At 73.4% G+C, this 16,872-nt stretch carries 14 protein-coding genes; 3 read left to right on the top strand and 11 right to left on the bottom strand.

Translation table 11 applies throughout. The annotated features are described in order from the left end of the window. Positions 1-31: 31 nt before the first annotated feature. From ACIHFE_RS00705 to ACIHFE_RS00685, 5 genes are all read right to left on the bottom strand, one after another. The gene (locus ACIHFE_RS00705) at positions 32-571 is read right to left on the bottom strand and encodes a hypothetical protein (protein WP_400103112.1); all 540 of its coding nucleotides are present in this window, start codon (positions 569-571) and stop codon (positions 32-34) included. A gap of 86 nt (positions 572-657) precedes the next feature. Beyond that, on the bottom strand, positions 658-1,353 hold the full coding sequence (locus tag ACIHFE_RS00700) for a hypothetical protein (RefSeq protein WP_400103110.1): 696 nt from the start codon (positions 1,351-1,353) through the stop codon (positions 658-660). Positions 1,354-1,583: 230 nt separating this feature from the next. Next, positions 1,584-3,239, bottom strand: a complete 1,656-nt coding sequence (locus ACIHFE_RS00695) for a sigma-70 family RNA polymerase sigma factor (protein WP_400104378.1) — start codon at positions 3,237-3,239, stop codon at positions 1,584-1,586. A gap of 132 nt (positions 3,240-3,371) precedes the next feature. Next, entirely contained in the window at positions 3,372-4,841 is a 1,470-nt protein-coding gene (locus tag ACIHFE_RS00690; RefSeq protein ID WP_400103108.1) for a PH domain-containing protein, read from the bottom strand. Next, complete coding sequence (locus ACIHFE_RS00685) at positions 4,838-5,353, bottom strand: PH domain-containing protein (protein WP_400103106.1); 516 nt, start codon at positions 5,351-5,353, stop codon at positions 4,838-4,840. Before ACIHFE_RS00685 ends, ACIHFE_RS00690 begins: the two co-directional genes overlap by 4 nt. A 77-nt stretch (positions 5,354-5,430) precedes the next feature. Here ACIHFE_RS00685 and ACIHFE_RS00680 point away from each other — a divergent pair, with 77 nt between their 5' ends. Continuing rightward, entirely contained in the window at positions 5,431-6,036 is a 606-nt protein-coding gene (locus tag ACIHFE_RS00680) for a TetR/AcrR family transcriptional regulator (protein WP_400103105.1), read from the top strand. A 113-nt stretch (positions 6,037-6,149) separates the two neighbouring features. Here the strand turns inward: ACIHFE_RS00680 and ACIHFE_RS00675 are convergent, their stop codons facing one another. Genes ACIHFE_RS00675 through iolC form a run of 6 tightly spaced genes read right to left on the bottom strand, consistent with a single transcriptional unit; the run spans position 6,150 to position 14,532 of the window. Continuing rightward, complete coding sequence (locus ACIHFE_RS00675; RefSeq protein WP_400103102.1) at positions 6,150-8,252, bottom strand: FUSC family protein; 2,103 nt, start codon at positions 8,250-8,252, stop codon at positions 6,150-6,152. Between the two features lie 58 nt (positions 8,253-8,310). Continuing rightward, a complete protein-coding gene (gene mmsA / locus ACIHFE_RS00670; protein ID WP_400103100.1) occupies positions 8,311-9,828 on the bottom strand; it encodes a CoA-acylating methylmalonate-semialdehyde dehydrogenase in 1,518 nt (505 codons plus the stop codon). 13 nt (positions 9,829-9,841) lie between these two features. Then, positions 9,842-11,728 (bottom strand): 3D-(3,5/4)-trihydroxycyclohexane-1,2-dione acylhydrolase (decyclizing), encoded by a 1,887-nt coding sequence (iolD, locus tag ACIHFE_RS00665; protein WP_400103098.1) that lies wholly within the window; start codon positions 11,726-11,728, stop codon positions 9,842-9,844. Then, entirely contained in the window at positions 11,725-12,609 is an 885-nt protein-coding gene (gene iolB, locus ACIHFE_RS00660) for a 5-deoxy-glucuronate isomerase (protein ID WP_400103096.1), read from the bottom strand. Before iolB ends, iolD begins: the two co-directional genes overlap by 4 nt. Positions 12,610-12,637: 28 nt before the next feature. Further along, entirely contained in the window at positions 12,638-13,525 is an 888-nt protein-coding gene (locus ACIHFE_RS00655) for a deoxyribose-phosphate aldolase (protein WP_400103094.1), read from the bottom strand. After that, positions 13,522-14,532, bottom strand: a complete 1,011-nt coding sequence (gene iolC / locus ACIHFE_RS00650) for a 5-dehydro-2-deoxygluconokinase (RefSeq protein WP_400103092.1) — start codon at positions 14,530-14,532, stop codon at positions 13,522-13,524. The genes ACIHFE_RS00655 and iolC overlap by 4 nt, the downstream gene beginning before the upstream one ends. A 176-nt stretch (positions 14,533-14,708) precedes the next feature. Here iolC and ACIHFE_RS00645 point away from each other — a divergent pair, with 176 nt between their 5' ends. Both ACIHFE_RS00645 and ACIHFE_RS00640 read left to right on the top strand, forming a co-directional pair. Further along, the gene (locus tag ACIHFE_RS00645) at positions 14,709-15,623 is read left to right on the top strand and encodes a sugar phosphate isomerase/epimerase family protein (RefSeq protein WP_400103090.1); all 915 of its coding nucleotides are present in this window, start codon (positions 14,709-14,711) and stop codon (positions 15,621-15,623) included. A 61-nt stretch (positions 15,624-15,684) separates the two neighbouring features. Next, on the top strand, positions 15,685-16,701 hold the full coding sequence (locus tag ACIHFE_RS00640) for a Gfo/Idh/MocA family oxidoreductase (protein ID WP_400104377.1): 1,017 nt from the start codon (positions 15,685-15,687) through the stop codon (positions 16,699-16,701). Positions 16,702-16,872: the final 171 nt, after the last annotated feature.

Below are 16,872 nucleotides of genomic sequence, written 5' to 3'. Positions count from 1 at the left end.
CCCACGCGGCGGAGCCGCATGGGAGAGCCGCCTAGCGCCCCTTACGGGGCACCCGGCGCCGGTAATAGCCATAGGTCTGCGCCAGCAACAACGGCCCCCACAGGGAGAACAGACCGCTGACCGTCAGCGCCAGCACATCCCAGCCCGGCGCATAGGGATAGCGCAGACCGGACAGCTGGAACGCGGTCAGCAGCCAGTACCCCAGCAGCCCGGTGAACGCCAGCCCGGCGAGCCCGGCCGGCGCGATGACCGCCATCGGTGGCACTCGCCTGCCACCTATCCTCGGCACCCACTCCGGCACGGTCTCGCCCCACCACCGCACCAGCCCGAAGCAGAACAGCGCCAGGCACTCGGACAGCACGCTGAGGCTGACCACATAGGGCACGTTCCAGACCGACGGCGGCATCACCGCGCCACCCATGCCGTAACCGAAGCCGATCGGCAGCCGCCAGAAGCACACCGGCAGTCCCAGCAACGGGATGAGGTGGGCGACCCGCTCCGCCCAGCGCGGCACGGGCCGCTCCGTACTCCTGACCGGCACGTCCGGGCGTGCCACCATGTTGATCGCCATGCCATGAGCCTCTCGCGGCCCCGGCGGCCCGGGATCGGGCCATGGCATGAGCCGCATCCCCCGCCCGGTGGAGGCGGGGCCCGGCCTCAGCGGGCGTAGGAGCCGATGCCCTCCAGGCAGTAGACGTACTGATTGATCGTCAGCCCGCCCCGCGTGGACCGCTCCGAGAAGGTGTACTGCGTACCGTCGATGCTGCGGCACCGCTCCATGTCGCTGGTCGCGTAGAAGACATGGATGACCTTGTAGTGGGCGTCGGCGGCCGTGCAGGAGACCTCATGCACACCGCTGACGCTCACCGGCGTCGTGGAGTCCGGGATCTTGCCGTTGAGGCAGGTCCCGGTGATGTGCGGCAGCACCGGCGGCGGTGCCAGCGTGATGGGCGGCAGGCTGAACCGTGGAACGGGAGGTACGTAGTGGTAGGTCGGGGCGGCCGGCGGGGAGTAGGTGTCGGTGGGTCTGGCATACCCCGAGGGCGAGCTGTCGCTGGACGCCGAGGACGTGGAATCGCTGTGGTGGTTCAGCGCGAAGACCAGGGCCAGCACGGCGGCCAGGCCGAGGACGGCGAACAGCCCCACCACCGGGCCTTTGCTGGCAGGCGGCCGGGCCCCTGCCACCTGGATCCGGATCAGCACCTCGCCCTCTGCGGTGGGCACCGTGATGACCGCACCGTTCTGCACCGGCGGAATGCGCACGGTGACCGGGCCGGTCGGCAGCTGAACGATCTGGATGACACCCTGAGCCGCCTGTTGCGGGGTCAGCGTTAACGGGACTTCTATCGGCACCGAGGCTCCATGAAGCTCTGGAGGCGGCGCGACTCCCCCGGGCGACCGCCTCGTCAATGCCCCAAGTGTGGCCAGCTACTGGCCAGTTGCCCAGCGGTATGGCATAACACCTCTGCCGGCCCGGGAGAGAAATGGATCACACCCCGCCTCCGCCGGGAGCCTGCGGGGTGGGGAAACCCTTATGAATCAGCCCTTGGGCCGATGGTTTCCCCACCCTGGCACGAGCCGGCTCAGCGGGCCCCGAAGTCCTGGGTCCAGCGCGGGCCGCCCGGGGCCTGGTTGATGCCTACGCCGAGGTCCTTGAAGGAGCAGTTGAGGATGTTGGCCCGGTGGCCGGGGCTGTGCATCCAGGAGTCCATGACGGAGGCGGGGGTGGCCTGGCCATAGGCGATGTTCTCGCCGTAGGTGCTCCACTGGTAGCCGGCGGCGGTGATCCGCTCACCGGGGCCCTGGCCGTCCGGGTTGGTGTGGTCGAAGAAGTTACGGGCCGCCATGTCGTCGGAGTGGCGCTGCGCGGCGGCGGCCAGCTGGGAGTTGTTGCGCACCGGGGAGCAGCCGACCTTGCCGCGCTCGGCGTTGACCAGGGCTATCACCTGCTGCGCCAGCGAGCCGGAGGCATCGTCCACGGTGGGCGACACCGGCTTGGGGACCGGGCGCTCGGAGGTGGCGCTGGGCTCGGGGGCCTCGGTGCTGGGCCGGGCCGAGGGCTTGGCGGTGTGGGAGGCCGAGGCGGAGGGCTTGGCCTTGGGGGAGGGCGAGGCGCTGGGTCGCGCGCTGGCGGAGGGGCTGGGGGAAACCACCGACTGTGTACGGTCGTTGAGGGCGCGCACCTGGCTGGGCTCACTGGCGGACTGGCCGCGTACCTCCCGGTCCGAGGAGTCGGTGAAGAGGTAGACACCACCGGCCACCGCGGCCAGCACGGCGGCCGTACCGGCGGCCAGGACGCCCTTGCGGCTGCCGGGGCGGGCGGCCCGCCGGTGTCCCCGGCCCTTGACGTGCGAGGCATGCGACGCGTGCGAGGCGTGTGAGCTGTGCGAGACGGAGGGGGAGGCGGAGGTGGCCGGTATGGACTGGGTGGCCGCCATCGACTCGGTCCGCAGCACCGTCGCGCCGCGCCACCAGTCCAGCAGGGCCGCCGTCACCGGCACCAGGCCGAAGCCCACCAGCAGGCCCTCGGCCGGCACCAGGGCGGACCAGGCGCCGCCGCACTGGGCGCAGGTACGGGCGTGGCGGGCGATGCGCTTGCGCCACAGGGCGGAGGGGGTGCCGTCCCAGGGTGCGAGCAGGGCGGCGAGTTCGGGGCAGCGGGGGCTCGCGGACAGCGCCCGTACCACCCCGCGCGCGGTGTCCAGCTGGGCCTTGGTGCGCTGGACGCGGACGGCGGTGTGCTGCGGGGTGAGTTCCAGTGCGGCCGCCACCTCGGCGCGGGTCAGCTCGCCCGCGGCCTCCAGCCACCACAGGGAGAGGGCCTCCCGCTCGCCCGGGTCCAGCCAGCGGGTGGCCTCCACCACCTCGCGGCGCTGGCCCTGCAGGCCGAGGCGGACGATGGTCAGGGAGACAAAGTCCCCGGCGGGGTCGGCGACCTGGGCCACGGTCTCGGGCAGTTCGCTGACCGGGGTCTCCGGCCGCTGGTTGCGCCAGTGGCCGCGTATCTGGTTGGTGGTGATGGCCACCAGCCAGGAGCGGAAGCTGGCCGGATCGCGCAGTTCCTGGAGGCCGTTGACCACGCGGAGCATGGTCTCCTGCACCACGTCGTCCACGTCCGCGTGCCCGTTCAGGGCCCGTCCGACGATGTTGTAGACGAGCGGCATGCAGGCGGCGACCAGCTCGTCCTGCGCGGCGGTGTCCCCCGCCCGGGCCGCCTCTATCAGGGCCACATTCTCCATGTGCACGCCCCACACACCCCTCTCGTTGGTTTACGGCCGACATAGAGGAGACGGCTCGGGGAGGACTGGATAACAGAAATTCGAGCCGAGGAGAGTGGCGCGCGTCACATCGAGGATGCGTTACAGGGAACGTCACACCAGGAACTCGCGGAGCAGGCCGGGTGACACCTCCTCGACAAAGGCGACGGCCTCGTCCGCCGCCAGGTCGCGGATGTGGTGGCCGTCCGAGCCACGGGCGACGGCCAGCGCGGCGGTGGCGGTGACCACCCCGGCCCGGCGGGAGAACGGGGAGTCGGTGAAGGTCCAGGCGATCACGGCATCACGGTCCAGGGCCACCGTCCGGCGCCACAGGGTGCCCGAGCGGATGACCAGCCAGCGGCCGCGCCGTTCATGACCCAGGGCGCGGTAGGCGCTGTGCGCCAGGGCGCGGGCGAGCGGGACGGAGAGCAGGAGCCAGCCCAGGGCGCACCAGAGCAGGACCGGGGTGAGCAGGGCGCCGAGCACGGTCAGGGCGACGGCCGGCGGAAGGACCACCCAGGTCAGGACCCTGGTGACCCGGCGGCGCCGGGCGACCAGGGGGTGGGCCCTGAGGCGGTCGGTGTCGATCTCCTCGCCCAGCACCCCGGCCCGTACCCGCAGGGCTTCGGCCCGGGGGCCGGGCGGCATCAGAACGCTGCGCTTCTGGTTCTCCTCGCGGTTGCCCAGGCCGCCCGCCACGGCATGCACGGTGGCCCCGCCGCCGGAGCGCAGCAGCAGCGGTTCCTCGATGCTGACGCCGCGCAGCCGGGCGCGCTCGATGGACACCGAGTGGGTGGTGAACAGGCCCCGGCTGACCCGCAGGGTGGCGGGGTCGGACCACTCCAGCCGGTAGCGCCACCAGTCCTTGATGTAGAGGACCACGGCGCCCAGGGTGCCCAGGGCGAGGACGGCCAGCAGGGCGATCGGAACGGTCAGCCACAGGGCGCGGTGGCCGAGTTCGGTGAAGCTGTGCCGTACCCAGCCGATCCGCCAGGGTTTGATGCCCATGCCGTCCAGCGCCCGCCATAGGCCGCCGCCGGCGGTCAGCACTCCGCCGAACACCCAGAAGGTCAGCGGGGCGTAGCGCAGCCAGCGGGCGTCGGCGGTGGCGAGCACCGCGTCGTCGGACGGTCTGGTGTGGCTGAGCAGTTCGGCCCTCAGCCGCTCGGCCTCGGTGCGGGAGAGCGCCTCCAGGGCGATCCGGCCCTGATGGCCGCCGGTTCCGGCGCGCAGCACCACCAGGCTCAGGGCGCGCTGGACCGGAGTGGCGGTCAGGTCGACATTGCGGATCCGGTGCAGGGGTATGGAGCGGGACTGCCGGGTGAGCAGGCCGGTACGCAGCTCCAGCGAGTCGGCGGTGATCCGGAATCTGGTGCGACGCCAGGTGATGAAGCGGGAGGTGGTGAGGGTGGTGAAGACCAGCGCGATGATGCCGAGGGTGACCCACTCACGGGTGGTGAGGTGACCGCCGGTGGCCAGGGCGGCCAGCGCCAGCGACCCCAACGGCGGCCCCAGCCAGGCGCAGTGGGCGAGCAGGGTGCGCGCGTCCAGCCGGCGCCAGGACTGCTGGCCGGTGGCGGTCACGCCGCGTCCTCCCGTACCAGTCGGGCGGCCTCGGCGATCCGCTCGGCCATCTGCCGGGCATCGTCGTCGAGCAGGCCGGAGATGCGCACCGCGCCGGCCGTGGAGGCGGTGGTGACGGTCACGGTGGCCAGCCCGTACCGGCGTTGCAGCGGCCCGCGCACGGTGTCCACGGTCTGCACCCGGCTCAGCGGGGCGATCCGGCGGCGCTGCCAGAACCAGCCGTCGGCGGTGTAGACGGCCGACTCCCCCACCTCCCAGGCGTGCACCCGGTAACGCAGGCCGGGCATCAGCAGGATGACGGCCAGGGCGGGCAGCACCAGGACGACCACGGTCAGCGGGGCCAGCCAGGGCAGAGCACCGGGGAAGAACAGGACGCAGAGCACCAGCAGGGCGGTGGCGGCCAGCAGCAGCGGGCCGCCGGGTATCAGCAGCGCCCGTACGGTCCACCAGCGCCGCGCCCGGGGATCGACCCGGTTGCGGGGCGGACGGAGCCTGAGCCGTGTCTCGGACATGGTGGATCCCCCTTTTCGGCGCTGCCGGTAAGGTATAGCAATACAGCTGACTTGAAAAAGGGAAGGCGGCATCACCGGTGCCCAGGCGCGTGGACCACGAGGAACGGCGGCGGCGGATCGCCGGAGCGCTGTGGCGCATCGCCAGCACCCGGGGACTGGAGCGCGCCAGCCTGCGCGAGGTGGCCGCCGAAGCGGGCATCTCACTGGGGCAGTTGCAGCACTACTTCGCCGGCCGGGAGGAGATGCTGCGCTTCACCCTGGAGCACTTCGGCGCCGTGTCCGAGCAACGGATCCAGGCCCGGCTGGCGGCCGGCTATCCCGAGCCGACACCCCGGGCCGTACTGCGGGAGATCGCCGCGGAGTTGCTGCCGCTGTCGGAGGAGCAGCGGATAGGACTTCGGGTGCAATTGGGCTATTTCGTCCGGGTGTTGCACGACGAGGCGCTGCGGCCCTACGCCCGGGAGGGGGCGCTGGCGCTGCGCGGGGTGCTCGTCGATCAGCTGCGACTGGCCGCCGGGCGCGGCGAGTTGGTGGCCGGTGCCGATCCGGAGCGGGAGGCGGTGCTGCTGCTCGCCCTGACGGACGGGCTGGCGAACGCGGTGCTGCTGGATGTCCTCGACCCGGAGCGAGCCATGGACTTGGTGGACGCCCACCTTGGGCGGTTGTTCAGCGGTGCGGGCTGATCACTCGGGGGCCGTCTTTCGGCTGCGGGCCGCCTGTGGCCGGTCGCGCCCACGCGGCGGAGCCGCAGGGGAAACGGCCCCGCGCCCCTGACGGGGCGCCCCCCGCGGACGAACTACACCCGCCGAGCCGCCCGGTTGCGCCCGCCCGGCCCCGGGGAGAGCGCGGAGGCGAGCTCCTCCAGGGCGTCCACCAGCAGCTCGGAGCCGCGTACCGCCACCCCCTCGTCGCCCTCGGCGGCGTGCCACTCCTCCAGTGCCCGGCGCAGCGCCACACAGTCCAGGGCCCGGCGTTCGCGGACCGCGGCCACCGCCTCCGGCAGGGCCTCGCGCAGCGCCGACGCGAACTGCCCGGCGGCGGGCGAGGGCTGGGCCTCCCGGTCGGGCAGATGGGCCTCCATCAGCATGGTGACCCGGCCCAGCGTGGCCAGCGCCGCCTCCGCCGCCCGCTCGGCGGTGCGCGAGATGCCCCGGTGCCGCACCGGCTCCTTCAGGGCGCGTTCGGCGGCGTCCTCCCAGGTCACCCGGGCCGCCCGGGCGTCCAGCAGCGCCTCGCGCACCCGGCGTGGCTTACGGTCGGCGGGCCGGGCGTGGGCGTCCAGCACCGCCAGCGCGTACTGGCCGTTGGCCGCCAGCCAGTCGGCCAGCCGGTCGCGCAGCCGTGGGGTCTCCCAGATCGGCAGCAGGGCGTACCCGGCCATCGCCAGCAGCCCGCCCAGCAGGGTCAGCGCCACCCGGGCCTGGACGGTCTGCGACCAGCCCTCGCCCACCATGCCCAGCAGGAAGATCACATAGGCCCCGATACAGGCGGAGACCACGATGTAGCCGGTGCCGGTGAGCAGATAGCCCAGCCCCACACAGACCACCGCCAGCGCGGCGCAGACCGTCACCCCGGGGTGCAGCAGGGCGGCCAGCGCGGCGCCGATCAGCACGCCGATGACGGTGCCGACAAAGCGGGCCACACCTCGGGCGTAGGTCTGGCCGAAGTCGGGCCGCATGATCATCACGGACGCCATCGGCGCCCAGTAGCCATGGCCCAGCGGCAGCGCGGTGCCCAGCAGATAGCCGAGCGAGGCCACCGCGGAGACCCGTACCGCGTGCCGGCCGATGGGTGAGGACCAGCGGGCCTCCCGGCTCAGCGCGCGCAGCGCCACCGGCACCAGGCGGGGCATGGTGGGGCGCGGCAGATGCCGGCGCTCCTCCCCCGGTGTCCGGGCGGGTGCCCGCCGGGTGCCCGGCTCGTCGGTCTGGTCCACCGCGTCGCCCAGCAGGGCCATCAGGCGGTACGCGGAGCGGCGGGCCGGACCGGTGAGCATCGGACCGGACTCCGGCACCCGCAGCACCGCCACCGCCTCCGGCGGCAGCTTCACCGGCTTGCCCCAGCGGATGGCGCGGGCCACCGCGTCCAGCACCACGGCGGTGGCGCCCAGCAGGTCCCGTACCCGGTCCCGTTCCGGGCCCTCGGCGGGGGCGCCGACCACCGGGTCGGCCAGCGCGGCCAGCACCGGGCGCAGCCGCTCGGCGATACCGCGCGGGCCGCCCAACTGGCGCGGGCGGTTGCGGGCCTGGCGGGGAGTGAGCTCGGCGGCCTCGCGGGCCTCCATCAGCGGGTGCGGGTCGAAGGGGGCCATCGGGTCGTGCCGGAGCCGGCGGGCGTAGTCCGCCTCGGCGGCCAGCGCGTCGGCCAGCGCGTCCCGTTGCAGCCCCCAGGGCCGGATCGGGAACACCACGATCAGCAGCGCCTGCACCAGACCGCCCACCACGATCAGGGCGGCATGGTGCACCGCGCCCCACACCGAGGTGGGCAGGGTGACGGTCACCAGCATCACCGCGACGGTCTGGGTGGCGATCAGCCCGGAGACCGGGCCCACCGCCCAGGCCATCCCGGCCAGCAGCGTCCACACCACCAGCAGCGCCACAAACACCACATGGTTGAAGGCGGCCAGATAGCCCAGGAAGGTGCTGACGCCCAGCCCGACCGCCACCCCCAGCGCCAGCACCGGACGCGGCCGCCAGCTGCGCTGGAAGCTGGCCAGGCCGGCGGCGAAGGCGCCGAAGGCGGAGGAGACGGCCAGGGCGGGCGTGCCAAAGGCCAGCAGCACGCCGATGACCAGGGCCACACCACAGGCACTGCGCAGGGCGAGCTTCGGCTCGAGCGGGATCCGCTCGATCGTCAGCCCCGCTCGGGCGGTGTCCTTCAGGGCGGAAGACCAGGTCATGGCCTGAGCTTACGGAATGGCCTGTTCTAGTCGGTTCCCAGCGCCCGTCAAGGAGCCCTCAACGATGGCTGGGGAAGCCCAGGTCCACGCCGCCGTCCGAGCCCGCGCCGAAGGCGCTGATGGATTCCGTGGGCCAGCGGGTGGTGACCACCTTGCCCCGGGTGTAGAAGTGGACGCCGTCGTTCCCGTAGATGTGGTGGTCCCCGAAGAGCGAGTCCTTCCAGCCACCGAAGGAGTGGTAGCCCACCGGCACCGGGATCGGCACATTGACCCCCACCATGCCCGCCTGCACCTCCAGTTGGAAGCGCCGGGCCGCGCCGCCGTCCCGGGTGAAGATGGCGGTGCCATTGCCCCAGGGCGAGGAGTTGATCAGGGCCACGCCCTCCTCATAGCTCTCGGCCCGCAGCACACACAGCACCGGCCCGAAGATCTCGTCCCGGTAGGCATCGGCGGTGGTGGACACCCGGTCCAGCAGGGAGAGCCCGATCCAGTGCCCGTTCTCATGGCCCTCCACCGTGAAGCCGGTGCCGTCCAGCACCACTTCGGCGCCCTGGGCGGCGGCCCCGGCCACATAGGAGGCGACCTTGTCCCGGTGTTCCCGGGTGATCAGCGGGCCCATCTCCGAGGTGGGGTCGTTCCCCGGCCCGATCTTGATCTTCTCGGCCCGGTCCCGGATCTTCGCCACCAGGGCGTCGCCGGTGTCGCCCACCGCGACCACCGCCGAGACGGCCATGCACCGCTCCCCCGCCGACCCGTAGGCCGCGGACACCGCGGCGTCCGCGGCCACGTCCAGGTCCGCGTCCGGCAGCACCAGCATGTGGTTCTTGGCGCCGCCCAGCGCCTGCACCCGCTTGCCGTGCGCGGAAGCGGTGCGGTGGATGTGCCGGGCGATGGGAGTGGAGCCGACGAAGGAGACGGCGGCCACGTCCGGGTGCTCCAGCAGCCGGTCCACCGCCACCTTGTCGCCGTTGACCACATTGAGCACCCCGTCCGGCAGCCCGGCCCGCTGGGCCAGTCCGGCCAGCAGCAGCGCGGCCGAGGGGTCCTTCTCGCTGGGCTTGAGGACAAAGGTGTTGCCGCAGGCGATGGCCAGCGGGAACATCCACAGCGGCACCATGGCCGGGAAGTTGAACGGGGTGATGCCCGCCACCACCCCGAGCGGCTGGCGGATGGCGGCCACATCGACCCGGTTGGAGACCTGGGTGGACAACTCCCCCTTCAGCTGGGTGGTGATGCCACAGGCCAGCTCCACGATCTCCAGCCCACGGGCCACCTCGCCCAGCGCGTCGGAGTGCACCTTGCCGTGCTCGGCGGTGATCAGCCGGGCCAGTTCCTCGCGGTGCGCGTCCAGCAGCGCCCGGTAGGCGAACAGCACCGAGGTACGGGTGGCCAGCGAGGAGGTTCCCCAACTCCCGTACGCCGCCTTGGCGGCGGCCACCGCGGCGTCGACCTCGGCCGCCGAGGCCAGGGCCACCCGGGTGGTGACCTCGCCGGTGGCGGGATCGGTGACGGGCCCATATGAACCGGAGGCGCCCTCGACGGCCTGGCCGTCGATCCAGTGGTTGACGGTCTTCATGTCCTGCTGCCTCTCAGTGACCTAGGTAGCGGCGACGTGCGGCGGCGTTCTTGTCGTACTCCGCCCGGGCCGCCAGGGCCGCCGGGCGGGTCGCGGTCCGGGCGACGGGCACATCCCACCACGCCTGGGCGGGTGGCGCGCCCGACACTGTGTCGGCCGTTTCGGTCTCCACATGGACACAGACGGGTCCCTCGGCGGTACGGGCCGCCGCCAGCGCCTCGGTCAGCTCGGCGGTGGTCCGCGCCCGCAGCACCGCCATGCCCAGCGAGGCGGCGTTGGCGGCCAGGTCCACCGGGAGCGGGTCCCCGGTGTACGAGCCGTCGGGCGCCCGGAAGCGGTAGGCGGTGGCGAAGCCCTCGCCGCCGACCGAGGCGGACAGCCCGCCGATGGAGGCATAGCCATGGTTCTGGATCAGGACCACCCTGACCGGGATCCGTTCCTGGACGGCGGTGACCAGTTCGGTGGGCATCATCAGATAGGTGCCGTCACCGACCAGGGCCCACACCGGACGGCCGGAGGCCAGGTGCACCCCCAGCGCGGCCGGGATCTCATAGCCCATACAGGAGTAGCCGTACTCCACGTGGTAGTCGCCGGTGCCCCGGGAGGGCCAGAAGCGGTGCAGGTCGCCGGGGAGCGACCCGGCCGCGTTGATCACCACGTCCCGGTCGCCGGTCACCCGGCTGAGCGCGCCCAGCACGTGGAGCTGGGTGGGACGGGCGTCCGGCTGCCCCGGCGCCAGGGCGCGCTCGGTGACATGGCGCCACTCATGACGGCCCCGGATGTACCCCCGCTCGTAGTCCTCGGGCACCCGGTAGCCGGCCAACTCCGCGCGCAGCGCCGCCAGTCCGGCCCGGGCGTCACCGGTGAGGGCCAGGCCGCAGAGCTTGTGGGCGTCGAAGGAGGCGATATTGAGGTTGGCGAACCGCACCCCGGGGGCGGCGAAGAGGGTGGCCGAGGCGGTGGTGAAGTCGGTGTAGCGGGTGCCCACCCCGATCACCAGGTCGGCGTCCCGGGCGAGTTGGGCGGCCACCGCGGTGCCGGTGTGGCCGATGCCGCCCAGGTCCATGGGCAGTTGGTGGTCCACCGCGCCCTTGCCCGCCTGGGTGGTGGCCAGCGGAATGCCGGTGGCCAGCGCGAAGGAGGACAGCTCCGCCTCGGCCCCGCTGTGCCGTACCCCGCCGCCGACGACCAGCAGCGGGCGGCGCGCGGCCCGTACCGCCCGGGCCGCCTCGGCCACGGCGGCCGGGTCCGGCACCGGGCGGCGGACCGGCCAGATCCGGTCGGCCAGGAACTCCTCGGGCCAGTCGAAGTCCTCGGCCTGCACATCCTGCGGCAGCGCCAGGGTCACCGCGCCGGTCTCGGCCGGGTCCGCCAGCACCCGCATGGCCTGCAGGGCGGCCGGGATCAGCGCCTCGGGGCGGGTGATCCGGTCGAAGTAGCGGGAGACCGGGCGCAGGCAGTCATTGACCGAGACATCGCCCGCGGTGGGCAGTTGGAGCTGCTGGAGCACCGGGTCGGCGGGGCGGGTGGCGAAGGTGTCACCGGGCAGCAGCAGCACCGGCAGATGGTTGATGGTGGCCAGGGCGGCGCCGGTGACCAGGTTGGTGGCGCCGGGGCCGATGGAGGTGGTCACCGCCTGCGCGGACAGCCGGCCGCGCTCACGGGCGTAGCCCACGGCGGCGTGCACCATGGCCTGTTCATTGCGGCCCTGGTGGAAGGGCATGCCCGCGTCGCCGGTCTGCCCGGTTTCCAGCAGGGCCTGGCCGATGCCGGCCACATTGCCATGGCCGAAGATGCCCCAGCAGCCGGCGATCAGGCGCTGCCGCCGCCCGTCCCGCTCGCTGTACTGATGGGCCAGGAACTCCACCAGTGCCTGGGCGACGGTGAGCCGTCGGGTCATCGGGGGTCTCCTGCCGGGTAGAGCGGCAGCCGGGGGTCCACCGGCTGCCGGGGCCAAGTGCCGCGGATCCAGGCGTGGTCGGGGTGGTCCCGGATGAGCCAGGCGCGCTCGGCGCCGGGCCCCGCCATGACATTGAGGTAGTACATATCGTGCCCGGGGGCGGCGATGGACGGACCGTGCCAGCCGTCCGGGATCAGCACCGCGTCGCCGGTACGGACCTCGGCCAGCACATCCGTGCGGTGGCCGGGGCCGGAGGGGGTCACCCGCTGGTAGCCCAGGCCGGCGGTGCCCTGCGCTTCGGCGATCTCGTAGTAGTAGATCTCCTCCAGCGCGGACTCCTCGCCCGGGTGCTCCTGGTCGTGCTTGTGCGGCGGGTAGGAGGACCAGTTGCCGCCCGGGGTGAGCACCTCCACCGCGATCAGCCGGTCGCACTCGAAGGTGTCCGCCGCGGCGAAGTTGTTGACCTGGCGGGAGCAGGGGCCGCTGCCGCGGAGCTCCACGGGGATGCCGGAGGCGGGGCGGTAGCGGGCGGGCAGCCGGCGTTGGCAGCGGGCGCCGGGGAGGGCGAAGCGGCCGCCGAGGGCGGTGGCGAGGGTGAGATGTGTGTCGCGAGGGGCGTAGACGAAGTCGGTGGTGGCGGTGAACGGGCTTGCGCGGCCCTGAAGTTCAAAGGCCTCGCCCTCGGTGAAGACGGTGCATCCGCCGGTGAGCGGGAGCACGATCCACTCGCTGTCTCCGGTGGGGAAGGTGTGGCGGCCGCCGGGGGGCAGGTCGAGGATGCGAAGAGAGGTCCAACTTGCCCATGAGGGGGTGATGTTGAGGGAGTAGGGGCCGGAGCGAGTGGAGTTGGCGGGGAGGTGGTGGCGACTGTTGGTGGTCAAGGTTGCGGTCTCCTGTGGTTGCGTGTCCTCAGACTCCGAACGGGCTGAGCAGCAGCGCCACCGCCCGGTCCACCGCCCCCGCCACATCCCCGTCCGCCGGGTAGAGCAGGGCGCGGCCGGCCACCAGGCCACGGACTCCCGGCAGCCGCAGGCCGGTTCGCCATCGTTCGTACACCCCTTCCTCCTCGTCACCGCCCAGCAGCACCACCGGCAGCGTGGTGGCCCGCAGTGCCCGTTCCAGGTCGGCGGGGTCCGCGGTGACCGGGACCTTCAGCCAGGTGTAGGCGGAGCTGGCGCCCAGCCCGGAGGCGATGGCCAGGGAGGTGGCCACGGCCTGGGCGCCCAGCTCGCTGCGCAGCCGTCCGTCCGAACTGGTGCACAGGAAGGGCTCGATGAACAGCGGCAGTCGCCGTGCGGCCATGGCGTCCACCACCCGGGCGGCCGACTCCAGAGTGCGCAGCGAGCCGGGGTCCTGGTAGTCCAGGCGCAGCAGCAGCTTGCCCGCGTCAAAGCCGCGCCGGGCGAGGTCCTCGGGGCCGGGTCCGGTGAAGCGGTCGTCCAGTTCGAAGGAGGCCCCGCGCAGTCCGCCGCGGTTCATCGAGCCCATCACCACCTTGTGCTCCAGGGCGCCGAGCAGCAGCAGGTCGTCCAGGATGTCGGCGCTGGCCAGCACCCCGTCGACGCCGGGGCGGGACAGTGCCAGGCACAGGCGTTCCAGCAGCCCGGCCCGGTCGGCCATCACCGGGCCGCGGCCGCCCACCTCCAGTGCGCCGCGCGCCGGGTGGTCGGCGGCGATGACCAGCAGCCGGCCGTGTTCGCCCAGCAGCGGGCGCCGGGCCCGCCGGGCGGCGGCCTCGGCGATGGCCTCGGGGTGGCGGCTGCGCACCGTGGTGAGGTCGGCGATGGCGATGCTCATGGGCGCCGTCCGGCCAGCAGGGCCTCGATCTCGGCCGGCTCCGGCATGGCCGAGGAGCAGGCGAGCCGGGAGGCCACCAGCGCCCCGGCGGCATTGGCGTACCGGAGCACCTCGGTCAACTCCCCTCCGGCCAGGAGCCCATGGCACAGGGCGCCGCCGAAGGCGTCGCCCGCGCCCAGGCCGTTGAGCACCGCCACCTCGACCGGCGGCACCTCGGCGACGGTCCCGTCCCGGTGCACGGCCAGGACGCCCTTGGGGCCCTGTTTGACCACCGCCAGCTCGACCCCGGCGGCCAGCAGGGCCTCCGCGGCGGCCCGGGGTTCCCGCACCCCGGTGGCCACCTCGCACTCGTCGGCGTTGCCCACCGCCACCGTGGCCCCGGCCAGCGCGGCCGTGTAGTACGGCCGGGCGGCCGCCATGGCGTCGGCGGCGGTGCGTCCGCCGTCCCCGGAGGCGCCGCCTTCACCGCCCCAGAACACCGGCCGCCAGTCCAGATCGAACACCGTGATGCCGCGCCGGTCGCGGGCCCGGAGCGCGGCCAGGGTGGCGGTGCGGCTGGGCTCCTCGCACAGGCCGGTGCCGGTCATCCAGAAGACCCCGGCGGCCCGGATCGCCGCCAGATCCAGGTCCTCGGCGGTCAGATGCAGATCGGGGGCCTTGGGGCGGCGGTAGAAGTAGATCGGGAAGTCATCGGGCGGGAAGATCTCACAGAAGGTGAGCGGGGTGGGATACCCGGTCACCGGGGTCACCCAGCGGTCGTCCACCCCGAAGCCACGCAGCGCCCGGTGCAGAAAGGCGCCGAAGGGGTCCGCCCCGGTGCGGCTGATCAGCGCGGTGCGGCGGCCCAGCCGGGCGGCGGCCACGGCCACATTGGCGGCCGAGCCGCCCAGGAACCGGCCGAAGGTCTCCACCTCGGCCAGCGGCACCCCGGGGCGCAGCGGATAGAGGTCCACGCCGAGGCGGCCCATGGTGATCACGTCATACGGTCCGGCGGGCGGCTCGCTCATGGGCTCAGGTCTAATGGCGCCCGCTCGACCCTGTCAAGGAATTGTCCTTACATATAGACGTGTTGGGCATCCGGCATGACCTTACGTCCGTATGTCCTGTCGAAGCCTTGACACCTCCTCCGCCCGGGCCGGAGGCTGGCCTCAGCCCCGTCCCGGCGACAGAAGGGCCCCGCCGCATGGCCTCCACCCCCCATCCGGTCCTGGACCGCATCCGGATCGGCTCGGCGCCCGACTCCTGGGGCGTCTGGTTCGCCGACGATCCACTGCAAGTGCCCTGGCGGCGCTTCCTCGACGAGGTGGCCGAGGCGGGCTACGAGTGGATCGAGCTCGGCCCCTACGGATATCTCCCCACCGATCCGGGCCGGTTGCGCGAGGAGACTGCCCGGCGCGGGCTGCGGGTGTCCGCGGGCACGGTCTTCACCGCGCTGCACCGGGGGCCCGCGGTCTGGGACGAGACCTGGGCGCAGGTCTCCCGAGTGGCCTCGCTGGCCCGGGGGATGGGGGCCGGGCATCTGGTGGTCATCCCCGCCTTCTGGCGCGACGACCGCACCGCCGAGCCCCTGGAGGACCGGGAGCTGACGGCCGTCCAGTGGCGCCATCTCGCCACCGGGACGGAGCGGCTGGCCCGCGCGGTGCGGGAGGAGTACGGGCTGGAGATCGCGGTCCATCCGCACGCCGACACCCATATCGACACCGAGGAGCATGTCACCCGCTTCCTGGACGCCACCGATGCCGGCCTGGTCAACCTCTGCCTGGACACCGGGCATTACGCCTACTGCGGCGGGGACAGCGTCCGGCTGATCGAGACCTATGGCGAGCGGATCGGCTACCTCCATCTCAAACAGGTGGACCCGGCCGTGCTGGCCGAGGTCACCGAGCGGGGCACGCCCTTCGGTCCGGCGGTGCGCCAGGGCGTGATGTGCGAACCGCCGCTGGGGACACCGGCGTTGGAGCCGGTGCTGAGCGCCGCCCAGCGGCTGGGCGTCGACCTCTTCGCCATCGTGGAACAGGACATGTATCCCTGCCCGCCGGACCGTCCGCTGCCCATCGCCCGCCGCACCCGCGCCTTTCTGCGCTCCTGCGGGACCTGACCGCCACCACCCTGGAAGCGAACGCCGCCCAGGAAGCGAACCGGGAAGACAGCCCATGAGCCTGCGCATCGCCCTGCTGGGAGCCGGCCGGATCGGCTCGTTCCACGCCCAGACCCTCAGCCGGATGCCCGAGGTGGCCGAGCTGGTGATCGCCGACGCCGATCCGGCCCGGGCCGCGGCGCTCGCCGGGCGGACCGGCGGCCGGGCGGCCCCCGGAGTCGACGAGGCCCTGGCGGGCGGGGCCGACGCCGTGGTGATCGCCACCGCCACCGCCGCGCACGCCGAGCTGATCGGCCGGGCGGCCGCCGCCGGGCTGCCCGCCTTCTGTGAGAAGCCCATCGCCGTGGACCTGCCCGGCACCGCCCGCGCCCTGCGCGAGGTGGCCGCGGCCGGCACCCTGCTCCAGATCGGCTTCCAGCGCCGCTTCGACGCCGGCTATCTGGCCGCCCGCGAGGCGCTGCGCTCGGGCCGGCTGGGCCGGGTGCACACCATCCGGACGGTCACCTCCGACCCCGCTCCCCCGCCCGCCGAGTTCCTGCCGCTGTCCGGCGGACTGTTCCGCGACTGCATGGTGCATGACTTCGACGCGGTGCGCTGGCTGACCGGGCGGGAGGTGACCGAGGTCTACGCCCGTGGCTCGGCCGGCGGCGCCCCCTGCTTCCGGGAGGCGGACGATGTGGACACCGCCACCGCCCTGCTCACCCTGGACGACGGCACCCTGGTCAGCGCCACCGCCACCCGCTACAACGGCGCCGGCTACGACGTGCGCACCGAGCTGTGCGGCGAGCGGGACCAGTGGGTGGTGGGGCTGGACGGCCGTACGCCCGTCACCTCCGCCGAGCCGGACGGCCCGGCCGCGCCCCGGCAGCCCTGGACCGGCTTCCTGGAACGGTTCGCGGGGGCGTACCGGGCCGAGCTGGCCGCCTTTGTGGGTGCCGTGCACGGCGCGCGGAACAGCCCGTGCCCCGGCACCGAGGGCCTGCGCGCCCTGCTGGTGGCCGAGGCCTGTGAGCTGTCCCGGCGGGAGAACCGGCCGGTCAGGACGGCGGAGCCGGCCGAGCGGGCCGGGCTCGGCTGACCGCCGGCCCGCGCGGGGCACGTCACCCCCTGGTTACGGTCGTCACGTTTGGGCGAGTCTTCTGTCACAGCCGCTCGACAGCCCGCTCCGGGGCGCCGGCCGCATCGTTCACCCGGGCCATGGTGCTGATCAAGAAGGCCGCGCCGCAGTCCCCCCGCCGGAGCCCCCTCC

Source organism: Streptomyces sp. NPDC052396, assembly GCF_044593195.1.
In the GTDB taxonomy this organism is placed as follows: Bacteria; Actinomycetota; Actinomycetes; order Streptomycetales; family Streptomycetaceae; genus Streptomyces.
This window is presented reverse-complemented; position numbering and strand designations above follow the sequence as displayed.

Coding starts and splice junctions, on each gene's coding strand:
- ACIHFE_RS00705 (WP_400103112.1), bottom strand. CDS start 571: ATGGCGATCAACATGGTGGCACGCCCGGACGTGCCGGTCAGGAGTACG.
- ACIHFE_RS00695 (WP_400104378.1), bottom strand. CDS start 3,239: ATGGAGAATGTGGCCCTGATAGAGGCGGCCCGGGCGGGGGACACCGCC.
- ACIHFE_RS00685 (WP_400103106.1), bottom strand. CDS start 5,353: ATGTCCGAGACACGGCTCAGGCTCCGTCCGCCCCGCAACCGGGTCGAT.
- ACIHFE_RS00675 (WP_400103102.1), bottom strand. CDS start 8,252: ATGACCTGGTCTTCCGCCCTGAAGGACACCGCCCGAGCGGGGCTGACG.
- mmsA (WP_400103100.1), bottom strand. CDS start 9,828: ATGAAGACCGTCAACCACTGGATCGACGGCCAGGCCGTCGAGGGCGCC.
- iolD (WP_400103098.1), bottom strand. CDS start 11,728: ATGACCCGACGGCTCACCGTCGCCCAGGCACTGGTGGAGTTCCTGGCC.
- ACIHFE_RS00655 (WP_400103094.1), bottom strand. CDS start 13,525: ATGAGCATCGCCATCGCCGACCTCACCACGGTGCGCAGCCGCCACCCC.
- iolC (WP_400103092.1), bottom strand. CDS start 14,532: ATGAGCGAGCCGCCCGCCGGACCGTATGACGTGATCACCATGGGCCGC.
- ACIHFE_RS00645 (WP_400103090.1), top strand. CDS start 14,709: ATGGCCTCCACCCCCCATCCGGTCCTGGACCGCATCCGGATCGGCTCG.